24 protein-coding genes are annotated in these 24,550 nt (G+C 34.4%); 1 reads left to right on the plus strand and 23 read right to left on the minus strand.

Translation table 11 applies throughout. From position 1 onward, the window contains the following. Positions 1–35: 35 nt before the first annotated feature. From rnc to BED47_RS16415, 11 genes are all read right to left on the minus strand, one after another. Complete coding sequence (gene rnc / locus BED47_RS16365; protein ID WP_025568935.1) at positions 36–779, minus strand: ribonuclease III; 744 nt, start codon at positions 777–779, stop codon at positions 36–38. A 95-nt stretch (positions 780–874) separates the two neighbouring features. Further along, the gene (acpP, locus tag BED47_RS16370) at positions 875–1,108 is read right to left on the minus strand and encodes an acyl carrier protein (RefSeq protein ID WP_025568936.1); all 234 of its coding nucleotides are present in this window, start codon (positions 1,106–1,108) and stop codon (positions 875–877) included. Between the two features lie 67 nt (positions 1,109–1,175). Then, a complete protein-coding gene (gene fabG / locus BED47_RS16375) occupies positions 1,176–1,919 on the minus strand; it encodes a 3-oxoacyl-[acyl-carrier-protein] reductase (RefSeq protein ID WP_025568937.1) in 744 nt (247 codons plus the stop codon). Continuing rightward, the gene (gene fabD / locus BED47_RS16380; RefSeq protein WP_069034522.1) at positions 1,913–2,863 is read right to left on the minus strand and encodes an ACP S-malonyltransferase; all 951 of its coding nucleotides are present in this window, start codon (positions 2,861–2,863) and stop codon (positions 1,913–1,915) included. The genes fabG and fabD overlap by 7 nt, the downstream gene beginning before the upstream one ends. Positions 2,864–2,876: 13 nt before the next feature. Beyond that, positions 2,877–3,872 (minus strand): phosphate acyltransferase PlsX, encoded by a 996-nt coding sequence (gene plsX / locus BED47_RS16385; RefSeq protein WP_069034523.1) that lies wholly within the window; start codon positions 3,870–3,872, stop codon positions 2,877–2,879. 12 nt (positions 3,873–3,884) lie between these two features. Then, positions 3,885–4,451, minus strand: a complete 567-nt coding sequence (fapR, locus tag BED47_RS16390) for a transcription factor FapR (RefSeq protein ID WP_025568940.1) — start codon at positions 4,449–4,451, stop codon at positions 3,885–3,887. A 103-nt stretch (positions 4,452–4,554) separates the two neighbouring features. After that, complete coding sequence (gene recG, locus BED47_RS16395) at positions 4,555–6,603, minus strand: ATP-dependent DNA helicase RecG (protein WP_069034524.1); 2,049 nt, start codon at positions 6,601–6,603, stop codon at positions 4,555–4,557. Further along, a complete protein-coding gene (sdaAA, locus tag BED47_RS16400) occupies positions 6,603–7,484 on the minus strand; it encodes an L-serine ammonia-lyase, iron-sulfur-dependent, subunit alpha (RefSeq protein ID WP_025568942.1) in 882 nt (293 codons plus the stop codon). The genes recG and sdaAA overlap by 1 nt, the downstream gene beginning before the upstream one ends. A gap of 17 nt (positions 7,485–7,501) precedes the next feature. Further along, positions 7,502–8,164 (minus strand): L-serine ammonia-lyase, iron-sulfur-dependent subunit beta, encoded by a 663-nt coding sequence (gene sdaAB, locus BED47_RS16405; protein WP_025568944.1) that lies wholly within the window; start codon positions 8,162–8,164, stop codon positions 7,502–7,504. Positions 8,165–8,512: 348 nt separating this feature from the next. Next, positions 8,513–10,201, minus strand: coding sequence for a DAK2 domain-containing protein (locus BED47_RS16410; protein WP_069034525.1), 1,689 nt, complete (start codon positions 10,199–10,201; stop codon positions 8,513–8,515). 23 nt (positions 10,202–10,224) lie between these two features. Then, the gene (locus BED47_RS16415) at positions 10,225–10,587 is read right to left on the minus strand and encodes an Asp23/Gls24 family envelope stress response protein (RefSeq protein ID WP_025568946.1); all 363 of its coding nucleotides are present in this window, start codon (positions 10,585–10,587) and stop codon (positions 10,225–10,227) included. A gap of 348 nt (positions 10,588–10,935) precedes the next feature. On the opposite strand from BED47_RS16415, the gene rpmB reads away from it, so the two are divergent. After that, on the plus strand, positions 10,936–11,124 hold the full coding sequence (gene rpmB / locus BED47_RS16420) for a 50S ribosomal protein L28 (protein WP_025568947.1): 189 nt from the start codon (positions 10,936–10,938) through the stop codon (positions 11,122–11,124). A gap of 97 nt (positions 11,125–11,221) precedes the next feature. On the opposite strand, the gene spoVM is transcribed toward rpmB, so the two are convergent. The 12 genes from spoVM to coaBC form a co-directional block, all read right to left on the minus strand. Then, positions 11,222–11,305, minus strand: a complete 84-nt coding sequence (spoVM, locus tag BED47_RS16425) for a stage V sporulation protein SpoVM (RefSeq protein WP_049813551.1) — start codon at positions 11,303–11,305, stop codon at positions 11,222–11,224. A 94-nt stretch (positions 11,306–11,399) separates the two neighbouring features. Next, complete coding sequence (locus BED47_RS16430) at positions 11,400–12,041, minus strand: thiamine diphosphokinase (RefSeq protein WP_069034526.1); 642 nt, start codon at positions 12,039–12,041, stop codon at positions 11,400–11,402. Between the two features lie 92 nt (positions 12,042–12,133). Further along, the gene (gene rpe, locus BED47_RS16435; protein ID WP_069034527.1) at positions 12,134–12,778 is read right to left on the minus strand and encodes a ribulose-phosphate 3-epimerase; all 645 of its coding nucleotides are present in this window, start codon (positions 12,776–12,778) and stop codon (positions 12,134–12,136) included. A gap of 2 nt (positions 12,779–12,780) precedes the next feature. Then, positions 12,781–13,662 (minus strand): ribosome small subunit-dependent GTPase A, encoded by an 882-nt coding sequence (gene rsgA / locus BED47_RS16440; RefSeq protein WP_025568809.1) that lies wholly within the window; start codon positions 13,660–13,662, stop codon positions 12,781–12,783. Positions 13,663–13,682: 20 nt separating this feature from the next. Then, positions 13,683–15,677, minus strand: a complete 1,995-nt coding sequence (gene pknB, locus BED47_RS16445) for a Stk1 family PASTA domain-containing Ser/Thr kinase (protein WP_025568810.1) — start codon at positions 15,675–15,677, stop codon at positions 13,683–13,685. Between the two features lie 8 nt (positions 15,678–15,685). After that, positions 15,686–16,438 (minus strand): Stp1/IreP family PP2C-type Ser/Thr phosphatase, encoded by a 753-nt coding sequence (locus BED47_RS16450; protein WP_025568811.1) that lies wholly within the window; start codon positions 16,436–16,438, stop codon positions 15,686–15,688. Positions 16,439–16,442: 4 nt separating this feature from the next. Continuing rightward, positions 16,443–17,534 carry a 23S rRNA (adenine(2503)-C(2))-methyltransferase RlmN gene (gene rlmN, locus BED47_RS16455; protein WP_025568813.1) on the minus strand — a complete coding sequence of 364 codons (1,092 nt, stop codon included), beginning with the start codon at positions 17,532–17,534 and terminating at the stop codon, positions 16,443–16,445. 2 nt (positions 17,535–17,536) lie between these two features. Continuing rightward, positions 17,537–18,883, minus strand: coding sequence for a 16S rRNA (cytosine(967)-C(5))-methyltransferase RsmB (gene rsmB / locus BED47_RS16460; RefSeq protein WP_069034528.1), 1,347 nt, complete (start codon positions 18,881–18,883; stop codon positions 17,537–17,539). Between the two features lies 1 nt (position 18,884). Then, the gene (gene fmt, locus BED47_RS16465) at positions 18,885–19,829 is read right to left on the minus strand and encodes a methionyl-tRNA formyltransferase (protein ID WP_029715330.1); all 945 of its coding nucleotides are present in this window, start codon (positions 19,827–19,829) and stop codon (positions 18,885–18,887) included. A gap of 8 nt (positions 19,830–19,837) precedes the next feature. Then, positions 19,838–20,311 (minus strand): peptide deformylase, encoded by a 474-nt coding sequence (def, locus tag BED47_RS16470; RefSeq protein WP_025568816.1) that lies wholly within the window; start codon positions 20,309–20,311, stop codon positions 19,838–19,840. Positions 20,312–20,600: 289 nt separating this feature from the next. After that, entirely contained in the window at positions 20,601–23,000 is a 2,400-nt protein-coding gene (priA, locus tag BED47_RS16475; RefSeq protein WP_069034529.1) for a primosomal protein N', read from the minus strand. Continuing rightward, a complete protein-coding gene (gene coaBC, locus BED47_RS16480; RefSeq protein ID WP_025568818.1) occupies positions 22,997–24,202 on the minus strand; it encodes a bifunctional phosphopantothenoylcysteine decarboxylase/phosphopantothenate--cysteine ligase CoaBC in 1,206 nt (401 codons plus the stop codon). The genes priA and coaBC overlap by 4 nt, the downstream gene beginning before the upstream one ends. Positions 24,203–24,550 lie beyond the last annotated feature (348 nt).

Here is a 24,550-nt window from a genome sequence, read left to right on the forward strand (position 1 = left end):
TAATTGACAAGTTTCTACTAGATTTTTTAGTTAATCTATTTACTTGACTCTTTTAATTTTAATAATGCTTCTTTAGCTGCTTGTTGCTCTGCTTCTTTTTTAGATCTACCACTACCGATTCCTAATGTTTCGCCATTTAATAATACTTTTGAAACAAATTCACGGTTATGAGCTGGTCCTTTTTCTTGAAGTATTTTATACTCAATTGAACCTGTGGAGTCTCTTTGTACAAACTCTTGTAATTGACTTTTAAAATCCATCACATGCGAAAAAGCACCATCGTTTATTTTTGGGAATATATGAAGAGATAAGAAGTTTATAACTGTTTGTAATCCTTGGTCCAAATATAATGATCCAATGAATGCTTCAAAAACATCCGCAAGTAATGCTGGACGTGTTCGACCACCTGTCATTTCTTCTCCGCGACCAAGTAATATATATCGACCAAAATCTAATTCATTCGCAAATTTCACAAGTGATGGTTCACAAACGATTGCGGCACGTAATTTTGTTAACTCGCCTTCACTCATAGTAATATATTTTTGAAATAAATATTGTGAAACGGTAAGCTCTAAAACAGCATCCCCTAAATATTCTAATCTCTCATTATCTTCATATGGTTTTTTACGATGCTCATTCACATAGGATGAATGTGTAAACGCTTGAATTAGCAAGCCCTCATTATTAAACATAATATTTATTTGTTTTTGTAATTTTACAAAATTCTCTTTTTCAACATCAGAAAGTTTATATTCTCTTACTCTTCTTGAATGCGGCATATTTACCTCCAACTAAAAAGCAGTTTGATATGCTGCTAAACCTACTAGTCAAGAAAATGATGAGAAGTCCCGTATAAAATACGGGACTTTTCTCATTACATGTTGCTCTCTATGTAGTTCACAACATCACCAACTGTGACGATTTTTTCAGCATCTTCGTCAGAAATTTCTAATTCAAACTCATCTTCTAATTGCATTACTAATTCAACTACGTCTAATGAGTCTGCATCTAAATCTTCTTTGAAACGGCTTGTAATTTGGATCTCAGATTCTTCTACACCTAAACGGTCAACAATAATCTTTGATACGCGCTCTAATACATCTTGCATTATTATTCACCTCCCCCCAAAGATTGTCTACTTATGCATTATACATAAAAATTTGGCAAACGCCAAACTAATTCATTACAAGTCCACCATCAACATTGATTGTTTGGCCAGTAATGTATCTACTTGCATCCATTGCTAAGAACACTACAGCATTTGCAATATCTTCTGGTTGACCAAAAGATTGCAATGGAATATTCGATAACATTTGCGTTCTAATTTGCTCATTTAATTCATTTGTCATATCAGTTTCAATAAAACCAGGTGCAATTGCATTAACTGTAATGTTTCTAGAAGCTAATTCCTTTGCTGCTGTTTTTGTTAAACCTAATACGCCAGCTTTTGCAGCTACATAGTTCATTTGTCCAGGATTACCAATTTGTCCAACAACTGAACTAATATTAATGATGCGGCCATTACGTTGACGAGTCATAAACTTCGCTGCTGCTTTGATACAATTGAATACGCCTTTTAAGTTTGTATCAATTACATCATCCCAATCAGCATCTTTCATACGTAATAAAAGACCATCTCTTGTAATACCTGCGTTGTTTACTAGTATATCAATACTACCAAATTCATCAACAGTATTTTTTACTAATGCAGCAACTTCTTCACCATTTGATACATTTGCTTTATATGCAATAGCTTTAACTCCAAGAGCTGTAATTTCTTCTACAACTTTAAGAGCAGCCGCTTCATTCCCTGAATAATTAACAACTACATTTGCACCATTTTTCGCTAAAGTTAAGGCGATTGCTCGTCCGATACCGCGAGATCCACCTGTGACTAATGCAACTTTACCATTTAGCATGATTTTATTTCCTCCCATTCATTTAAAAATTGGTTTAATGTTTCAACATCATAAACATTTACTAATTTTGATGATGGAGAGATTGCTTTTACTAATCCAGTTAAAACTTTTCCAGGACCAATTTCAACAAATGTATCAACACCAAGATCAACTAATTCTTGAATCGATTGATTCCATTTTACCGGAGAATATAATTGATTAACTAATAATTCTTTAATTTCATTTGCATCTGTCACAACTTTAGCAGTAACATTTGAAATTAATGGCGTTACACAATCATTTACATTTATTTTACCAAGCTCGTTTTGGAATTCTTCACTAGCAGGTTTCATTAAAGATGAGTGGAATGGTCCACTTACTTTTAAAGGTAATACACGTTTAGCTCCAGCTTCTTTTAGTAAACCAGAAGCAATTTGTACACCTTCTGCATCTCCTGTAATAACTACTTGTGTAGGAGAATTATAATTCGCAATACCTACAGAATGTCCATTTTTATTCACTTCAGAAATAACTTCTTCAATTTTTTCTGGAGCTAAAAATAATACAGCTGCCATAGCACCTTGTCCTACTGGTACAGCTTGCTCCATTAATTTCCCACGTGTATGTACTAATTTAACACCGTCTTCAAATGAAATGCTTTCAGCTGCAACAAGTGCTGTAAACTCACCTAAACTATGACCAGCGACAAAGTCTGGTTTAATTCCAGCTGATTTAATCTTCTCAAGCATAGCAATTGAAGTTGTTAAGATTGCTGGCTGTGCATGATATGTAGCAGTTAACTCTTCATCTGTTCCATTGAAAATAATCTCAGAAAGACTAAAACCAATTTGTTCATTAGCAGTTTCAAAAATAGATCCACATTCATTATAGCTCTCAGCTACATCTTTACCCATTCCAACTTTTTGTGATCCTTGTCCAGGAAAAATAAACGCCACTTTACCCATTGGAGTGACCCCCTTATGCATTTGATTCGATTTTCTCCATGTGATCACTTACTAGTTTTACAACATTATGTTCAACCATCGTTTGCGTTTGCTTAATTGCACTAAAAATCCCCATCGCATCAGAACTTCCATGAGCCTTAATGACAGGTGATTTTAAGCCAAATAACGCTGCTCCACCATACTCGGAGTAATCCATTTTCTTTTTTACACCTTTTAAGTTTGGTTTTAATACAGCTGCTGCAAGCTTTGATGTGAAATTAGTAAGCATCGCATCTTTAATTAATGAAAACATTGCAAGTGCAGTACCTTCAATCGCTTTTAAAGCTACATTTCCAGTATACCCGTCTGTAACTACCACATCTGCTACTGAGTTCATTAAGTCTCTAGCTTCAACATTTCCTATAAAATTCAAATTACTTTCTTTTAGTAATTGGAATGTTTGTTTAGCAAGTTCATTACCTTTTTTATCTTCCGTGCCTACATTTAGTAATCCAACAGTCGGATTATGTATACCTCTAACTTTTTCGGCATATACAGATCCCATTATTGCATATTGAAGTAAATGGTTTGCTTTTGCATCAACATTTGCACCTACATCAAGAAATACAAAGCCTTTGCCATCTAAAGTAGGCATCGTAGGTGAAAGTGCAGGTCGTTCTACACCTTCCATTCGACCAACGACTAATAAGCCCGCTGTCATCAATGCGCCAGTATTTCCAGCAGAAATACATGCATCAGCATTGCCTTCTTTTACTTGGTTTGCCATTAAGACCATAGAAGCATTCTTTTTTCTTCTAACCGCTCTAACTGGCTCTTCCGTTCCTTCAATTACTTCATCTGTATGGATAATCGTTATATTTTTATCATTCGTTAAGAATGGTTTAATTTTTGATTCATCACCAATTAAAGTAATATGTATATCATTTAATTTTTCAACTGCAAGTATCGCACCTTCAACGATGGCTTTTGGGGCATGATCTCCACCCATTGCATCGATCGCTAATTTCATCTTGTTCACTTCCTATTCTTCAATACTTCGGTGGTACATTTCGAACAAGCCATGAAATACATGTTCTTTTTCAACATAGCCATTGATATCAACTGTAGTACGCCTCGGATCTCCTTTTTGCGGTAAAACCTTTGCCTTCGCAATTACTCGGTCATTTGTTCTTACTGGTTTAATAAAAACAAAATTGGATTTAGCTGTAAGAGCTAAATCATCATGAATAACTGCAACTGCTAAAGAATTAGCCTGGGCAAATAAGTGATGACCTCGGGCAATTCCATTTCTACTAAAAGTATGCTCTTCCTTAACGTCAAATATAGAAATGGCACTTTCGTTTAAATGAATATCAATAACTTCACCGATTATTTCATCTACTGGTAGTGATTTTACATCTTCTAATTGCTGAGTGGCAACATTTTTGATGCGCTCCCTTAACTCAGGAATTGATAACTCAAGACGATCAAGACGAATAGTTTGTATGCTCACAGATAACTGATTAGCTAAATCTTCATCTGTAATAAACGGATTTTCTTTTATAATTTTTTTTAACAATTCATGACGATCTTTTTTATTTCTTCTCATATTACATACCTCAACTACTAATTTGTGACCAGGTATTAAATACAGTTTATATTAAAAATCCACGTATTACAATAGTTTTTTGACAAACTTTTAATACCTAGTACTAATCTAATTTTTCTGAATTAAATATTCCCGTTCTATCCAAGTACATTCTTAATCCTTGATATTCATTAGCTTTCCAAAATACATCTGAATTAACAAGTAATGTTGCATCATTTCGTGCAACTTCTAATGCACGATAGTCATGTACCATATCAGCCATTTTAAATTCAGGTACACCACTTTGTTGTTTTCCAAAGAAATCTCCTGGTCCTCTAAGCTCTAAATCTTTTTCACTTAACTCAAAACCATCGTTTGTTTCAGTCATGATTGTTAGTCTTTCTTTTCCCACTTCACTTTTTGGATCGCCAACTAAAATACAATATGATTGTTCTGAACCTCGTCCAACTCGTCCTCTTAGCTGATGTAATTGTGAAAGTCCAAATCGATCTGCATCATAAATAACCATCACAGTTGCATTCGGTACATTTACACCTACTTCTACAACTGTTGTTGATACTAATATTTGTACATCATTCGCTGCAAATGCCTTCATCACGTCATCTTTCTCTGTTGATGAAAGCTTTCCATGCATCAAACCGACTTTCGCCGTATTTTGATAATGAAAAGATAGAACACTATGTAAATCTAATGCATTCTGAAGGTCTAGTTTCTCTGACTCCTCGATTAGTGGACAAATTAGATATGCTTGTCGACCATTTTTAATTTCTTTACCGATAAAATCTAAAACGCGATCAAACATTTCTTGTTTAACCCAATACGTTTCTATTTTTTTACGACCTGCCGGATATTCATCAATAATCGAGACATCCATTTCACCAAAAGCCGTTATTGCTAAAGTTCTTGGGATTGGAGTTGCTGTCATAAATAATACATCTGGAAAATAGCCTTTTTCTCTTAAAACTCTACGTTGACCAACACCAAACCGATGTTGTTCATCTGTAATTACAATACCTAATTTATTAAATTGAACCTCATCTTGAATCAAAGCATGAGTTCCGACTAAAATATGTACTTCACCGTTTTTTAATCGTTCTAGGATTTCACGACGCTTTTTACCTTTTACAGAACTTGTCAGAAGCTCAACATTCACTTCAGTATGTTGTAGCATTTTTGCTAAAGATTCAAAATGTTGCTCAGCTAAAATTTCTGTAGGCACCATTAATGCACCTTGGTAACCATTAAGTGTACATGCATACAATGCAATGGTAGCGACAACGGTTTTTCCCGACCCTACATCACCTTGTAATAAGCGATTCATTCGATAAGGACTTTCTAAATCTGAGAATATTTCTTGTACAACTCTATTTTGAGCTGATGTCAGAGGAAATGGTAAGGATTGGATTAGTTGTTGAATTTTTTCAATATTTAATGTTTTTGGGATACCTTTTGATTGATTACGCTGAATTTTTCGAAGTGCTTGCATTTTTAGTTGAAACAGAAAAAACTCCTCATAAACAAAGCTTCTTCTAGCTTGTTTTAAACTATTCGCATCAATTGGGTGGTGAAGTAATCTCATTGTTTCTGAACGATTTAAAAGTTTATATTTTTGAATTAGTTCGTTTGGCACTAAGTCATTTATTAAATGTCCATATTTTTTAAAAGACTGCTCGACAAATTTACGCATTGTTTTTACAGACATTTTTCCCTTAATTGAATAGACAGGCTCAATTTCATGACTATTCGTACGAGAACCAAATACGAGGTCTGATAATGAAATGGTTTGTTTATGTTGATCCCACTTGCCAGAAACAGTTACATGCTCATTTAAGTTTAACTTTGTTTTAAAATACGGTCGATTAAAACAAATAACAGTAATTAAGTATCGATCCACTAAAAGTCGAAATGTTAGACGAGATTTATTTTTGCCAAAATATTGAAGAAGAGGAGCGCTATGAACAATCCCCTCGACAGTCACGCGCTCTTCATGCTTCACTTCTGATAAATCCTTATTTCGAAAATCCTCATATCGATACGGTAAATATTCGATTAAGTCATTTATAGTAAAAATACCCATATCATTTAATTGTGTTTCAGTTTCCTCGCCGACACCACTTAATACAGATACTTTTTGTTCAAGTTCAATACTCACTATTTTTTTAGCGAAACACCAAATATTTTTGCTTCTAATTCACGTCCTGTTGGCGTTGCCGCTAGTCCTCCTTCTGCAGTTTCTCTTAACGCAGATGGCATTGTTTGTCCAATTCGATACATAGCATCAATTACTTCGTCACATGGAATACGACTTGTGATACCTGCTAATGCCATATCTGCTGCTACCATTGCGTTAGCAGCACCCATTGCATTACGCTTAACACATGGTACTTCTACTAAACCTGCAACAGGGTCACATACTAAACCAAGCATATTTTTTAATGTAATGGCAAATGCTTCAGCACTTTGACTTGGAGTACCACCAGCCATTTCAACGATCGCAGCTGCTGCCATACCACTTGCAGAGCCTACTTCCGCTTGACAGCCACCTGCAGCACCTGAAATTGACGCATTATTGGCTACAACAAAACCGAAAGCACCAGATGCAAATAAGAATTCAATCATTTGCATTCGAGTAGGATTTAATTTCTCTTTTACAGCAAAAAGGGTTCCAGGAACTACACCAGCAGAACCTGCTGTTGGTGTTGCACAAATCGTACCCATTGCAGCATTTACTTCATTTGTCGCAACCGCTTTACTAACAGCATCTAAAAGTAAATGGCCTGAAAGGAAATTACCTTTTGCAATATAATTTTGAAGTAATACAGCGTCTCCGCCTGTTAAACCTGTTGGCGAGTGAACACCTGCAAGTCCTCTTTCAACTGCCTTTTCCATAACAACAAGATTTTGCTCCATTTTACCGATAATCTCTTCACGGCTTCTTCCTGTAAATAACATCTCTTGTTGAATCATTATTTCTGAAATTTTAACATTTTTTGATTCAGCTAATTCAACTAATTCAGCAACATTTTTAAACATATAAGTTCCCCCTCTCCTTAATCAACCATTTTCGTAACACGAATGATATGTGGTAAAGATTCAATTTCTTTAATTACTTTATCATCTAGATCTTGGTCGACCTCAATTGCCATCAAAGCAATTTGTCCGACTTCTTTACGTGAAACTTCCATATGGCCAATATTTACAGCATATTTCATTAGGACATTTGTTACACCAGCAATCGAACCAAAACGGTCATTGTGCACAACAAGAATTGCTGGGTAATTACCCGAAAGTTTTAGTTCAAATCCATTCAATTCAATAATTTCAATTTTTCCACCACCGATTGAAATTCCTACTAATTCAAATGGTTGGTCATCATCGAGAATCGAAATTTTCACTGTATTTGGATGCTCCGTTACTGCATCTTCTTCAATGAAATCAATTGACATCCCTTTTTCTTGTGCAATATTTAATGATTCTGGAATACGCTCATCGAATGTATCAAAATCCAATAGACCACCAATAAGCGCAACATCTGTCCCATGTCCACGATATGTTTTAGCAAATGAACCATATAATGAAATCAAAATCTTTTTAGGTTCTTTTCCATAAAGATTTCTTGCTACACGACCAATTTTAGCCGCTCCAGCTGTATGTGAACTAGAAGGGCCAATCATAATTGGACCAATTATGTCAAAAACACTTTTATATTTCATCACGTTTCCCCCAATACGTTATTGTAAAAGCGTATTATATTTAGTTTTTGTTTTGTTAGTACAAATCATTTATATAAAAAGTTGGTATTATGGACAAAACAATGTCCACCTTATAGTGTAATACGAAATTCTACAGAGTTCTACGTTATTTTACAATACAACTTAAATAATTTACAAAAAAGAAGACTAAATAAGCAATTTGTCGATTTCCTTTCCAAGTTACTCCCTTTTTTGGGGAGAGAGCAGAGTCCCCTCTGCGCGCCTGCTTAGTCCTTTCCAAAAGAGTATTTAATAGTGTAAACCAACAAATAAAAAGAAGAAGTGCATCCCACTTCTTCTCTTTGTTTTTTATTCAATTGAAAAAATATACGAATATAAAGGCTGATTTCCGTTATGAACTTCAACTTCTAAATGATCAAAGCTCTCTTCGGCAAATTCAACCAATTTTGAAATTTCTTCATCTGATACATCTTGACCATATAAGATTGTTAATATTTCAGAATCTTCATCAATCATATCTTGTAATAATTTTTTTGCAGCCTCAAATTGATTTGCATCTGTTGTAACAATTTTACTTTCAAGGATTCCCATGAAATGATCTTTTGTTATTTCTACGCCATCAATTTCAGTATCTCGAACCGCATAAGTTATTTGACCTGTTTTTACTGTCTTTAATGCATCTTGCATTCCTGATTTATTTTCAGCTAATGATGCAGTAGGATTAAATGCTAATAAAGCTGACATACCTTGAGGTACTGTTTTAGACGTAACAACTGCTACATTACATTCTGCAACAGATGCTGCTTGCTCAGCCGCCATCACGATATTTCCGTTGTTAGGAAGTACAATAACATTTTCTGCGTTACATTGTTCAATTGCTTTTACAATGTCTTCTGTACTAGGATTCATTGTTTGACCGCCTTCAATTACAACAGTTGCCCCAATACTTTCAAATAATGCTTTAATCCCTGATCCCATAGCTACCGTAACGATACCAAATTCTTGTTTTTCAGTAGGTTGTGTAGACTCATTTTTAGAAGGAGATTCATTTGAAACCTCTTCATGTAGTAAGTTAGTATGTTGTTCGCGCATATTTTCAGCTTTTAGTTTTAAAAAGCTTCCAAAACGTTGACCTAAATTAAATACTTCCCCAGGGTATTCAGCGTGAATATGAACTTTTACAATTTCATCATCAGCAACTACTAATAAAGAATCACCCCATGCACTTAACTCTTTACGGAAAGTGTCTATGTCAAAAGGATGTTTATTTAATTTTTCTTTTTCAAATCGCACCATAAATTCAGTACAGTATCCGTATACAATGTCTTCCGTATTTAACATACTTTGTACATTTCGATGTTCTGCTTCAACAAGTTCCTCAAGTGAAAGAGTCGCCTCAGCACCTTCTAAGGAAATTTCTTCACCTTTTAATGATGCTAAAAATCCTTCATAGACAAGTACTAAACCTTGGCCTCCGCTATCGACTACACCAACTTGTTTTAACACAGGTAGTAAGTCTGGGGTACGGTTTAATGATGCATTTGCTTCAATAATTGTTTCCTCAAGAAAAGGAATAAATTCTTCATGTGTTTTTGCTATGACAACTGCTTTTTTTGCTGTTTCTCTTGCAACTGTTAAGATTGTTCCTTCAATAGGCTTCATAACAGCTTTATAAGCAGTTTCTACCCCTGCTTCTAATGCTAAAGCAAAATCAGTTGTTGAAATTGTATCCTTTGATTCAATCGATTTAGAAAAACCTCTAAATAATTGAGAAAGGATTACACCAGAATTTCCACGCGCCCCCATCAATAAGCCCTTTGCAAAGCTTTGACCAACTTTTCCTACATGACTATTTGGTTTTTCTTTTACTTCCTTAGATCCAGAAGTAATAGAAAGATTCATATTTGTTCCAGTATCACCATCTGGTACTGGGAATACATTTAATGAATCTACAAATTTTACATTTTTCGTTAAGTTATTTGCACCTTGAATCACCATATCTGCAAATAATTTACCGTCAATACGTTTTATCGACACAAATTCTCCTCCTTAATGCGTCTTTACAGGTTAGCTACTTTCACACCTTGAACAAAAATATTAACAGAGTCAACTGATAATCCTAATGTTTGATCAAGAGTATACTTCACTTTATTTTGTACGTTATTAGCAACCTCAGAAATCTTCGTACCATAGCTTACAATTATGTACATATCGATATTAACGTCCTCACCTACTTGGCGAACAATAACACCTTTTGTAAAGTTATCTTTTTTTAGGATTTCTGTAAGACCATCCTTAATTTGTTTCTTAGAAGCCATTCCAACAATACCGTAACAATCAACGGCAGCTCCACCAGCAATTGTAGCGATCACATCTGTACCAATCTCGATTGTTCCATATTGAGTTTTCATTTCTAATGACATATTTTGGTCCCCCTTATTGGATAATCCAAGTATAGTTAGTTATACTACTTACTTATTATTGTATACCTTTTTCCAAAATAATTCTATTGACTCACTACTATTATTAGCATTTCAATAATATTCATGGTTAATTATAGAAAATACAATTTTTAATGAAATTCTTTTAAGGTAAGTCGGGTGGTCCCTCTTTAATATTTTGTATATCAGACATTTCGATGTCAAGGTTTTTTTCTTGAACAACTTACCAATAACTGTTGCATTAAGTAGAGCGGTATGATAAATTATAGTAGTGTTTGAATGAAAATAATCATTGAAATGTTATTCCGTTTTTTGTTAGGAGGGAAATAGATGGCTCGTGTTTGTGTAATCACAGGAAGAAAGTCTCGTTCTGGTAACAGTCGCTCTCACGCTATGAATGCTTCAAAACGTACTTGGGGTGCTAACCTTCAAAAAGTTCGTATTTTAGTAAACGGTAAACCAAAGCGTGTTTACGTTTCAGCGAGAGCATTAAAATCAGGTAAAATTGAACGCGTTTAATTTATTAACGTACTAAAAAGCATAGCGATCCGCTATGCTTTTTTACTTTTTTTATGATACCTGTTGCCTCTAACCAAAATACTCTACTCCAATTAAGCTAAGCGTCTTTTTTAAATGTACTCAGCATGGCGCGAACAAGTCCGCCAAGAAATCTAGGTAATTTAATCGTATAAAATCTCATGCTTTCCCTCCTACAAGCTTTCTAGCATTTTTAAGGAAAAGATTAATCCTATTACATTCTACTTGCGTTGAGCGAAAACTATGACATGAAATTGTTAATCTTTGCTCCTTACTACTAATGCTATGCCTTCGCTAAATGAAATAGACCCTTCACTCTCTAGTAGTTCATTGCTTACACATAGTGATGATCCAATTTCCAATAAATGATTAGTTAGTGGGTATTTAAAGCCCTTTAAAGTTAAATTTACTACATTAGCACCTAATGAAAAAAAGGATACGTATTTAAAATGCTGCAGTTTACTAATGAAATGGGTACCTTGCAAAATGACATATATTTCGTTATATTCATCAACGATTTTTATTGGAACACCAGAATTCATAAATTTTATTAATAATGTAATACTTCCAAACTCATGATCTAAACGTTTTCCGGTAACACAATGGATAAAAATCTCTTCTGGTTTTTGTTTAATTGCCCACTGAATAGCAAGTTCTAAATCTGTTTCATCTTTTTCAGGAGGGTAAATAAAAACATTTGGAACAAGCCCTTTTATCTTTTCTAAATTCTCATTACTTAAAGAATCAAAATCACCGAATATTGCCTCTGGAATTAATCCTTCTTCAATTAAGTAATGAGCTCCATTATCTACGCCAATCAGTATCTGGTTTTCGTCTTTCTGAGTAATTTCAGTAATTGTATTTGATTTCGGTCCTGCACCTACAATATGTATAATCAATTTTTCTTCCACCTTTAAAAAAAATGCAATCGAATGTCGATTGCATTTTTTGTTTCATAATTAGATTTTCCATGCAATTTTAGATGATTACATTACCCTCTAATTTTCGCTATAGCTTCTTTTCTGTCTTCCTTATTATAAACTGCTGAACCGGCTACTAATACGGTAGCACCTGCTTCTATACAAATTTTAGCCGTATGCTCGTCAATGCCACCGTCTATTTCGATTTCAACTGATAAATTGCGTTCTTTAATCAAGTTAGCAACTTGTTTAATTTTAGGAACAACTGATTGAATAAATTTCTGTCCTCCAAAGCCTGGATTTACGGTCATTAAAAGGACCATATCGACATCATCAATAATCTGTTCAATTGTTGAAACTGGAGTCGCTGGATTAAGAACTACACCTGCTTTAATGCCAAATGATTTAATGGTTTGGATCGTACGATGTAAATGTGTACACGCTTCAACATGAACCGTAATAATGTCCGCTCCAGCTTTTACAAATTGCTCTATGTATTGATCTGGTTTTTCAATCATTAAATGTACATCAAGTGGAAGCTTCGTCACAGGTCTAATTGCTTCTACAATCAGTGGTCCAATTGTGATATTTGGTACAAAATGACCATCCATTACGTCGACGTGTATATAATCTGCCCCTCCACGTTCTACATCTAATATTTCTTCTCCAAGTTTAGCAAAATTCGCTGAAAGGATTGATGGTGCAATTTTAACCATGATTAATACCTCGGCTTTCTATCTCTTATTTCTTCTATGAATGATACATAATGATCATATCGTTTAGGAGAAATTTCCCCACTTTCAACCGCATCTTTTACAGCACATTTTGGTTCTTTTAAGTGGGTACAACCTCTAAATTTACATTCTTGACTTTTTTCTCGCATTTCCACAAAACAATAAGATAAATCTTCGGATTCGATTCCCATAAATTCCAATGAACTAAAACCAGGAGTATCTGCAACTAGACCCTGTCCAATTTTTATTAATTCAACATGTCTAGTTGTATGTTTTCCTCGTCCTAAATGAGAGGAAATAATACCCGTTTTTAAATCAAGCTCTGGATTAATCGCATTTAGTAAAGTTGACTTACCTACGCCAGATTGTCCTGCAAATACAGATATTTTATTTGACATATGTGGAAGTACTTTTTCTAATCCTTCCTCAGTTTTTGAAGAAGTTAAACATACTTCATATCCAATTTGGCGATAATAAGAAACGTATTCGTACACTAGTTTTAATTGTGCTTCTGAACACAAATCAATCTTCGTAATGACAATTAAAGGTTTAATTTCATTAAACTCAATTAATACAAGGAATCGATCTAATAATATTGGAGAAAAATCGGGCTCTACTGCTGAAAAAACTAAAATTGCTTGATCAACATTTGCAATTGGAGGTCGAACAAGTTCATTTTTTCGCTCTTTAATTTCAAGTAAATAACCTTCTCCACTTTTTTCGATATGATATTCTACTTCGTCTCCAACTAAAGGTGTTATTTTCTTATTCCGAAAATTTCCTCTACCACGACAAGCAACAACTGTCTCATCTGTTTCAACATAATAGAATCCACTCAATGCTTTTATAATTTTGCCTTCTGGCATATACTCACTCCTACAACTCTTTAATTCGATGGATAAGGTACATCTCTTTCTGCAATAACTTGACCATCTTTAACAATTTTATAGGAAGCAGTTTGTCCAGGATCAATTGTCACTTCTACTGGTATAGTAGTTGTTTCGGTGATCGATTTTGAAATTGCAGGTTTTTCACCATTATTATTTTTATCCCTAATATATACCTCAATTAGCTGAGGTGAACTAGGATTAGTTGGTGTATATGGTACTTGTATATTGATTGTTACTTTTTTCGTCTTTTCTTTTTGTTTTCCAGAAGAAATAACGATATTTAATGTATCCCCTTCTTTTACTGCAACGTTAGCAGATGGAGATTGAGAAATAACATGATTTTCAGCAACAGTTCCAGAATCTTCTTTCGTTACGTTAAGCTTTAGGTTATTGTCACCTGCATAGGTTTCAACATCTTTTCTAGACCATCCTTTTAGGTCACGAAGAGTGATCGTTGATGTCCCTTTACTTATCCATACATTTAAATCCGTTTCTGATGGAACAACTTCAGCCCCAACGTTCGGAGATTGGTCGATTATTTCACCTTCCGATTCATCACTTTCGATAAAATGCGTTGAAACAGAACGATAATCGTCTTGTAATCGAGATTTTATCGTGTTGTATTGAAACCCTTTTAGGTCTTCCATCTCATTACTTTTTTTACCTTTTGATTTATAAATCGTTATCGATGAATTTTCTTTAACAGTTTCCCCAATATTAGGCGAAGTTTTAACGACTTTCCCTTCATCAACTTCATCATCAAAAATTTCTTTCGGATCGCTTATCTTTAACCCTTTTGATGCAAGTAACGTAACCGCACTTTCGTATGTCATATCCTTTACATCTGGAATTTGTACGTCTTCAGGTAAAAATAATGCAGGAATCAAAGTTATCGCTAATAAACCACCAATTAAAAGTGCAATAAATGTACCTATAATAAACTTTGCAAAAGAATTTTTCTTCTTCCGTTTTAATTTATCAGGTTCTTTTACGACAGCCTCTTTTTTGATTGGCTCTTTTTTGATTGGTTCTTTTTCTTTATTTGATTTTTTCTTTGATGGCACGACAACCGTATCATCATTAGTTGAAACTGGAATATCCTTTATGATCGGAATTACCTTCGTTTCATCATCATTTGAAGGAATCACAAAAGGTTTTTCATTCAAACGATTACTATCTAAAGCAGTTTGTAAATCAAGCTTCATCTCATCTGCAGTATCATATCGATAAAAGATATCTTTGGCAGTAGCTTTTAAAACGATATTTTCAACGCTTTGAGGTATTTCTGGGTTAAATTTTGTTGGCGGTGGAACTTCGCTTTGTAAATGTTTTAATGCGATCGCAACTGCACTCTCACCCGAAAAAGGAAGTTTTCCTGTTAAAAGCTCAAACATTACAATTCCTAAAGAATAAATGTCTGACTTTTTATTCGCAACTCCACCTCTTGCTTGCTCAGGTGAAAGGTAGTGAACAGAACCAAGAACTGAATTTGTTTGTGTAATTGTTGCAGCTGTAGAAGCTGTTGCAATTCCAAAATCAGTTATTTTTACATTTCCTTCTTTATTGATTAAAATATTTTGCGGTTTTACATCTCTATGAACGATTTGAAAATGATGCGCATGTGCTAATGCTGAGGCTAATTGTTCCATAATCCTCAATACTTCTTTTGGCTTTATAGGTGTATGATGCTGAATATACTCCTTTAAAGTCTCACCTTCAACGTATTCCATGACGATATACTGTAATCCATCTTCTTCCCCAACGTCATATGAACTTACGATATTTGGATGAGATAGCGAAGTAACTGAATATGCCTCACGTTGAAATCTTCTTAAGAAGTCAGGGTCGTTTGAAAAATCAGCTTTTAACATTTTTACAGCTACATCTCGATCTAATATCATATCACGGGCTAAATAAACGTTTGCCATACCGCCAACACCAATTAATTTTAAGATCTTATATCGGTCGTTTAGGCGTCTACCAATCATCACGCTCATCATCACCCTTTCTCTATATTTCTAGGCTCAAACTTAATAATGGCAAGGGTGATGTTATCTTCTCCACCAAGATCATTTGCGATTGAAATCAATTGGTTACCGAGAATCTCAATTGGTAGATTTTCATTTAATTTTTCATTAAAAAGTTCATTTGATATTTTATTTGATAAACCATCTGAACATAAAATGATTAAATCATCTTCTTCCCAAGTTAAAGTTTTAATATCAACATCAACTGTTTCCTCAGTACCAAGTGCTCGCGTTATAACATTTTTACGAGGATGAATTTCTGCATCCTCCATAGAAATTTGACCAAATTTAACGAGTTCAGCGACAAAAGTATGATCTTCTGTTATTTGCTTAAACCCTTCATCATTCCTCAAATAACTTCTACTATCACCTACATGTGCAATCGTAAAAAATAAAGGAGTACAAATAATCGCTTCAAGGGTTGTCCCCATACCCTTGCACTCTTCATTTTGCTCTGAATGAACTAATAGATTTGTATTTAATTGCGCTACAATATTTTTTAGCCATGATTCGGCTTCTACTGGTGTTTCAAAATTACTAGTATTTTTCCACTCTGCTTCAAGGAAATTGATCGCCATCATACTTGCAACTTCACCCGCTAAATGGCCACCCATACCGTCAGCAACTACAGCTAATACGATTCCTGAATCGTTCGTAAATATACCTACGCTATCTTCATTATGCTCTCGAACTTTCCCCGTATCAGTTTGAAAAAAAGTTTGCATTGTTTCACCTCGTCTCCTCTTTACGCTCCTTTGCACGCAACTGTCCACAAGCTGCATCTATATCATGACCTTGTTCACGACGAATTGTAACATTAACTCCATTATTTTTAAGTACTTTTTCAAATGCAAAAATTTGTTCCTTTGGTGTTCTTACGTAATCTCTTTCAGGTACATAGTTAACTGGGATTAAATTAACATGACATTTAACTCCTTTAAGTAACCTAGAAAGTTCTTCAGCATGCTCAACTTGGTCATTTTCACCACCGAATAAACCATATTCAAACGTTACACGTCTACCTGTTTTTTCAACATAGTAACGAACAGCGTCCATTAAATCCGGTAATTTGTATGCACGATTAATTGGCATTAATTTAGAACGTAACTCACTGTTAGGAGCATGTAATGAAATCGCGAAATTAATTTGAAGTCCTTCATCAGCAAAGTTATAGATTTTTGGAATGATTCCGCTTGTTGAAACTGTAATATGTCTTGCACCAATGTTAAGACCTTTATCAGAATTAACAATTCTTAAGAAATCCATTAAACCATTATAGTTATCAAATGGTTCGCCTATACCCATAACTACGATTGAGCTAACTCTTTCTTCAACTTCATCAATAGCACGTTGTACTTCTAATACTTGTGCAACGATTTCGCCTGCTTCAAGATTTCGTTTTAAACCGCCAAGAGTCGATGCACAAAAAGTACATCCAATTCGACAACCTACTTGTGTCGTTACACATACAGAATTGCCATAATTATGTCTCATTAAAACAGTTTCAATCGAATATCCATCATGTAATTCAAATAAAAATTTCATAGTACCATCTGAAGAGGTTTGTTTAACTAATGTTTTTAATGTCGTTATTGTAAAATTCTCTTCAAGTAACATACGTAGCTCTTTTGGAATATTTTGCATTTCTTCAAAGCTTTCAACTCGTTGTACGTATAGCCAATTATAAATTTGCTTTGCACGGAAAACCTGCTGCTTTTGCGCCTTTAACCAATCCTCTATATCACTCACTTTTAACGAGTAAATTGAGGGTTTATGAGTTTTTTCTATTTTGACTGAATTTGTAGTATTTTCTAATTTCAACGTTACACCTTCTTCCTTAATCTTGCAATAAAAAATCCATCCGTTCCAAAATAATGTGGTAGTAGCTGTACATACCCTTTTTGAACTGATTTATTTTCATTTAATTTTTCCGGAACATGATCAATTAATGAATGATCTAATTCATAATCATGATGCTCATCTAAAAAAGCTTCGACCACATCAATATTTTCTTCATGTCCAACTGTACAAGTGCTATATACTAAAGTTCCACCTGGCTTAACTAACTTTGAAGCTTCGTCTAAAATAGACTTCTGAACTCTTTGTAAATTCGTTACATCAGTAGCATTCTTTTTTAATAAAATATCTGGTTTACGACGAATAACCCCTAAACCAGAACATGGAGCATCTACTAATACTTTGTCAAATAATCTTCCTTCAAACTCTTCAGGTGCTTTTCTTGCATCTAGAGCTTTCGTTTCTATATTATCTAACCCTAAACGATTAGCTTGTTCTTTTATTAACTTTACTTTATGCTTGTGTAAATCTAATGAAGTGACTGATCCAGTACCGCCTAACAACTCAGCAATATGTGTTGATTTCCCTCCAGGTGCTGCACATGTGTCTAATATATCTTCACCTTTTTCAACTCCAAGTGCTTGTGCAACTAACATCGAGCTTTCATCTTGAATTGAAAGGAAACCTTCTTTAAATGCATTCGTATAAGCAACATTTCCTTTTTGGATTTCTATTGCAAATGGAGACAGTTTTCCTTCCTTAACCTGTACTCCTTCATCTTCTAGCATTTTTAGCACTTCTTCTCTTGTTGCTTTCATTGTATTGACCCTTGCAGTTTGAAACGGTGGAAGTATGTTCTCTTCACAAATTTTTCTAGTTTCTTCTTCGCCGAATTCTTTTACCCATTGTTCAATTAACCATTTAGGATGATTTGTTTCAATTGAAAGCTTTTCAATTGGGTCCTTTATTTCATCGATTGATCGTAAACCATTTCTTTGAATATTTCTTAAAACCCCATTTACTAAAGAAGCAATTCCTTTATGCCCTCGCTTTTTAGCAATATTAACAGCCTCATTTAAAACGGCATGAGGAGGTATACGATCTAAAAAATGCAATTGATATAAAGAAAGTTTTATTAATATATAAACCCATTCTTCTAATTTCTTCTGATTTTTTATAAATGGTTCTAAATAAAAATCTAACAATTGATCTCTTTGAATAGTACCATAGATTATTTCTGTTAATAATCCCGAATCAGCAGAAGATAAATCATTCTTTTGAATATAGTTATTTACTAACAAATTACTATACGATTGATTTTTATAAACTGAAAGAAGAGCCTCTAAGGCAATCTCTCGTACATTTTTACTCATGTTATTCTCCTAACTTCATTCCACGTTCAATAAAAGAACCTGCACCATTTATATATTGCTTTGCTTCCATTCGCTTTTTACCAGCGGGCTGTAAATCAGTAATTTTGATAGCAGTATGATTACCTGTTGCTACTAATATGCCATCGTTTAAAACATCAATTATTTCACCTGGTGTTAAATTTTGATTCGTATTTACTTTTTCACCCCACCAAACTTTTAAAACTTCTCCGTTTAATGTAGTATAAGCTACTGGCCAAGGGTGTAAACCTCTTACGTGATTATAAATCTCTTCACCAGTTTTTGACCAATTTATTTGCTCTTCCTCACGCTTAATATTTTTCGCAAAGCTAACTTTACTTTCATCTTGCTTCACTGCATTCATTTCACCTTTTAATAATGGTGGGATTGTTTCTGAAAGTAAATTCGCACCAGCAATACTTAATTTATCGTGAAGCGTTCCAACGTGATCTTTTTCTTCAATTGGAACAACGACTTTAGCTAACATATCACCAGCATCTAATTTTTCAACCATATACATAATTGTTACACCAGTTTCACTCTTACCTTGAATGATCGAATAGTGAATTGGAGCTCCACCTCGTAATTCTGGTAATAATGAAGCATGTACATTTATACAACCAAATTTAGGAGCTTCAAGAATATCTGTAGGAAGAATTTGTCCAAAAGCTGCAGTTACAATTAAATCTGGCTTCAATGCCAACACTTTTTCTGTTTCTTCTGGAAGTCTAATTTTTTCAGGTTGTAAAACTGGAATATTATGTTTTAAAGCCTCTACTTTAACAGGAGGTGGAGTTAATACTCTTTTTCGACCAACGGGGCGATCTGGTTGAGTTACTACACCGACTACATCATATCCTTCATCAATTAATCTTCTTAAAACAGGAACAGAAAAATCTGGCGTCCCCATAAAAACAATCTTTGTCATTATTTTGCCTACCCTTCTAATTCACTTTCTTCATAGTATTTCGAGACTTTAGAAGTGAATAAAACTCCATTTAAATGATCAATTTCATGTAATAGTGCACGAGCTAAAAATCCACGAGCTTCTATAATAAAATATTTTCCACGTTTATTTTGAGCTTTGATTTTTGCATAGCTAGGTCTTGTTACATCACCATATAAGTTAGGGAAACTTAAACAACCTTCAACATCAGTTTGCTCGCCTTTTGTTTCCATTACAATTGGATTAATTAAATCAATTCTTCCATTCTCATCTTCAACATCTACAACAGCTACTTGTTGCAGAATACCAACTTGTGGAGCTGCTAATCCAACACCATCTGCTGCTAGCATTGTCTCATACATATTATTTAAAAGTTTTACTAAATTTTTATCAAATGTCGTCACTTTTTCACAAGGTGTTTCAAGAACTTCATTTGGAAATTCTACTATTTTTAATAAAGCCAATTTCACAACTCCTATCTTGATTGTACGTTAAATTTAATTTTTAAAACCACCTATGTCTTATGCTTGCCTTAGTCTGAGCAAATGCCTTCCACTTTTCGTTTTGTCTAGTTCCAGGCGTTAGCCCCTCGAGGTGTCAAGGCTGACCAGTCGCCTCCACTTTTCGTTCTGTCTAGCTCCAGGCGTTAGCCCCTCGAGGTCATAAGCCAAAGTCCAATAAAGGTTAAAAACCAACCTTTCTCAATCTTTGTCTTATGCTTGTCGGGGCTGAGCAAACGCCTTCCGCTTTTCGTTACATAAACATAGTAGGTTGAAAGTCGATTGTTAATTGTAGTTTGCCTTTGTCTGTTTCGTCTTGGTAGTATTGTTGGATACGGTTTAGGACGTCATAGAGTGCAGGTTCAGATTTGTATTTTATCACACATTGATAACGAAAATGGTCTTTTATTTTTGCGATAGGTGATGCTACTGGTCCGAGTACTATTGATCCTTCTGATAAGTACTCTCTTAAATAGCCTGCAATTTGTTCGCTTACTTTGACTGTTTTTATCAAATCATTATGTGCTATTGATATTAAAACTAAATAATAAAAAGGTGGATAGCGAAATGAGCGTCTTATTTTCATTTCTTCTTCATAAAACGCTACATAGTCCTGTGTTTTAGCTAATTCAATACTATAATGCTCTGGTGAATAGGTTTGTATAACTACTTCACCTGGTTTTTCATGACGACCAGCTCTTCCACTTACTTGTGTCAATAAGCTAAATGTTCGCTCACTTGCTCTGAAATCGGGTAAATGAAGTGAACTATCTGCTGCTAAAACACCAACCAATGTAACATTTGGAAAATCAAGTCCTTTTGCTATCATCTGTGTACCTAGTAATATATCAGCCTCACCATTACCAAATTGCTTGAGCATTTTTTCGTGGGCACCTTTTCGACTAGTCGTATCATTATCCATTCTAATGACTCGTGCTTCTGGGTAGGTTTTTGTAATAGCTTCCTCTACCTTTTGCGTTCCGGTTCCAAAAAATCGAATATGTTCACTCAGGCAAGAAGGGCATTGTTTTGGCATATAGGTATCATATCCGCAATAATGACATTTTAGATGATGGTTATGTTTATGATAAGTTAAGGAAACCTCGCAATGGGGGCACTGAATTGTGTAACCACAATCCCTACACATTACAAACGAAGAATAGCCTCGACGGTTTAAAAATAAGATGATTTGTTCCTTCTTCTCTAATCGATCCAATATTTTTTCATGTAAAGCTGTAGAAAACATCGTACGATTACCGATTCTTAACTGTTCTCTCATATCGACAATTTCCACTTCAGGTAATGGGCCTTGATTAACCCTTTTAGACATTGTATTTAGCTCATAAACACCTTTACCAGCTCTAGCAAAAGATTCTAATGTAGGAGTCGCACTTCCTAAAACGATCGGACAATGATGATATTCTCCTCTCCATATTGCAATATCTCTTGCATGATATCTTGGATGTTCATCTTGTTTATAAGTTGTCTCATGTTCTTCATCTATTATAATCATGCCAATGTTTTCAAATGGTGCAAATATTGCTGAGCGGGCACCCACTACTACTTTAACTTCTTTTCTCTGGATCTTTCTCCATTCATCATATTTCTCACCAATAGATAGACCGCTATGTAGAACTGCAACATCATTTCCAAATCTACTTTTAAAACGGCCTACAATCTGTGGGGTAAGAGAAATTTCTGGTACTAATACGATCGCTTCTTTCCCAACAGACAGTACCTCTTGAATGGCTTGCAAATAAACTTCTGTCTTTCCACTACCTGTTACTCCATGTAAAAGATGGATTTTATTCTTACTTTCATGAAATGAAGAAACGATTTGCTCAAATGCAATCTGTTGTTCCTCTATTAGTGGTAAAGGCTTAGAGCGTTCAATTTCCTTACCTTCATATGGATCACGATAAACTTCAACTGTTTTAATTGAAACTACCTCGTTTTTCTCCAATGTCTTTATAGGTGAATCAGTGATGCCAAGACATTCTTTTAACTCCTTCACACTTGTTTGACCATTCATACGTAAGTATTCAATAATATCTTTTTGTTGTGGAGATTTGATTACAGGTAATTCTTCGTCTAATACCTTTAGTAGCGAAACTACACGTTCTGTTTTTTTATTTGCTTTATTTTTTACTTCATATTCAATTTCAAGCAACCCGTCTTTAATTGCTCGTTGAACTAATGAAATTTTACTAACTAGACTTTCTATTTCAGTCCATTCTCTTCTTTTTACGATCGAAAATAGATTTGCTAATTCTGGAGCTAATTGTTCTAAAGCTTCGTCAGATGTTACTTGAACATGTTTTTTATATACAGCTTTAATAGCTGTCGGAAGCATTGCTTGATATGCAGAAATGAAAAAACAAAGTGTTTTTTGAGATAGATAAGAACCTAAAAGAAGAAGTTCTTCTGTTAAAACTGGCATGACATCAAGAACTTCTTCGATTTCTTTAACCTTCTCTAAATTAGTTGTTTCTTTTATAGACAATACGAATCCTTGAACTTTCCTTGGACCAAATGGAACAATTACTCGCATTCCCGGTTGTATTGCATCCTGCCATCTAGTTGGTACTTTATAATCAAAAGGACGGTCTGTTTGTCTGACTGATACATCAACTAAAACTGATGCGTATGTCATCTTTCTACCTCATTTAATAAATGATGAACTTCAAGTAGTATTTCTTCTGCTACTTCTTTTTTACTCATTTTAGGAAGTGACTTAACTTCACCATTACGTTTAAAAATCGTTACAATATTTGTATCAGAACCAAAACCAGCCCCTGCTTTTGTTACATCATTAGCAACAATCATATCAGCATTTTTCTTTAAAAGTTTACTTTTTGCATACTCATCTATTTGATCTGTTTCTGCAGCAAACCCTACTAAAATTTGATGTGTTTTATGTTGGCCTAAAGTTAGAAGAATATCTTTCGTACGTTTAAAAGCAATTGAAAGATCACCATCAGCTTTTTTCACTTTTTGATCATAAGTAATTGAAGGTGTATAATCAGCAACTGCTGCTGTTTTTATTACAACATCTGCTTCATTATAATAAGACCAAATCGCTTCAAACATTTCCTCGGCTGACTCGGTTTGGATAAATTTACACCCATTAGGTGGTGTTAAATTAGTTGGTCCAGAAACGAGTATTACCTCTGCTCCTAAAGAAACTGCAGCTTCTGCGATGCTATAACCCATCTTTCCTGTTGAATGATTTGAAACAAAACGAACCGGATCAATTTTTTCAACAGTTGGGCCAGCAGAAATAATAATTTTTTTATCTTTTAATAAACCGACATCTCTTTGGAAATGTTCATTTACGAATTGAACGATTTCTTCCGGCTCTGCTAATCTACCTTTTCCAACATAGCCACATGCTAAATATCCTTCATTTGGCTCAATAAAGCGATGACCAATCTCTTTCAATGTGTTCATATTCTTTTGAACAATCGGATGGTTATACATATTAACATTCATAGCTGGGGCGATCCAAACTGGTTTTGTTGCAGCAAGTAATGTTGCCTGAATCATTTCATCTCCAAGACCATTTGCTAATTTTCCAATTGTGTTAGCAGTTGCTGGAGCAACAATGATTAAATCAGGCCAATCACCTAAATCAATATGTGCAATTTTTGAACTATCTTTTTCATCAAAAGTATCTATATAAACATCATTTCTTGATAAAGCTTGAAACGTTAAAGGTGCCACAAATTTTGTAGCGGATAAGCTCATCATTACTTTAACGTCATATCCTGCTTGTACTAGTTTACTTGTAAGTGCTGCTGCTTTATAGACTGCAATTCCACCTGAAACACATAGGAGAATCTTTTTTTGTTCCACTCACCTTCACCCTTTCAAATTTTATTCTTTCTATGTAATATGTCAAAAAATAGGTCTTTTGGACGTTCTATGTCTAAGATACCACAAATATGTTTGAAATAAATGTTATAGGCTTTTCTAAAAAAAGCTCACCAAGTAGCTTATCGTCAAAGCATAAGCTTAGTTGTATTATCTTATTTTCTGAAGTCAGGGCTTTTAGTCGTTTAAGCTACTCGGCCATTTTATCACAAAAATAAGACTGCCCCCATTTCTAATCACCACGAAACTTTTAGGAGAGGTGTTAAACACCACGTTGTCCTTTTTAGTCATATGGAAAATTAGCAAATGTTTTGGGACAGCCTCATCACA

Source organism: Gottfriedia luciferensis (genome assembly GCF_001712755.1).
GTDB lineage: Bacteria > Bacillota > Bacilli > Bacillales > Bacillaceae_G > Gottfriedia > Gottfriedia luciferensis_B.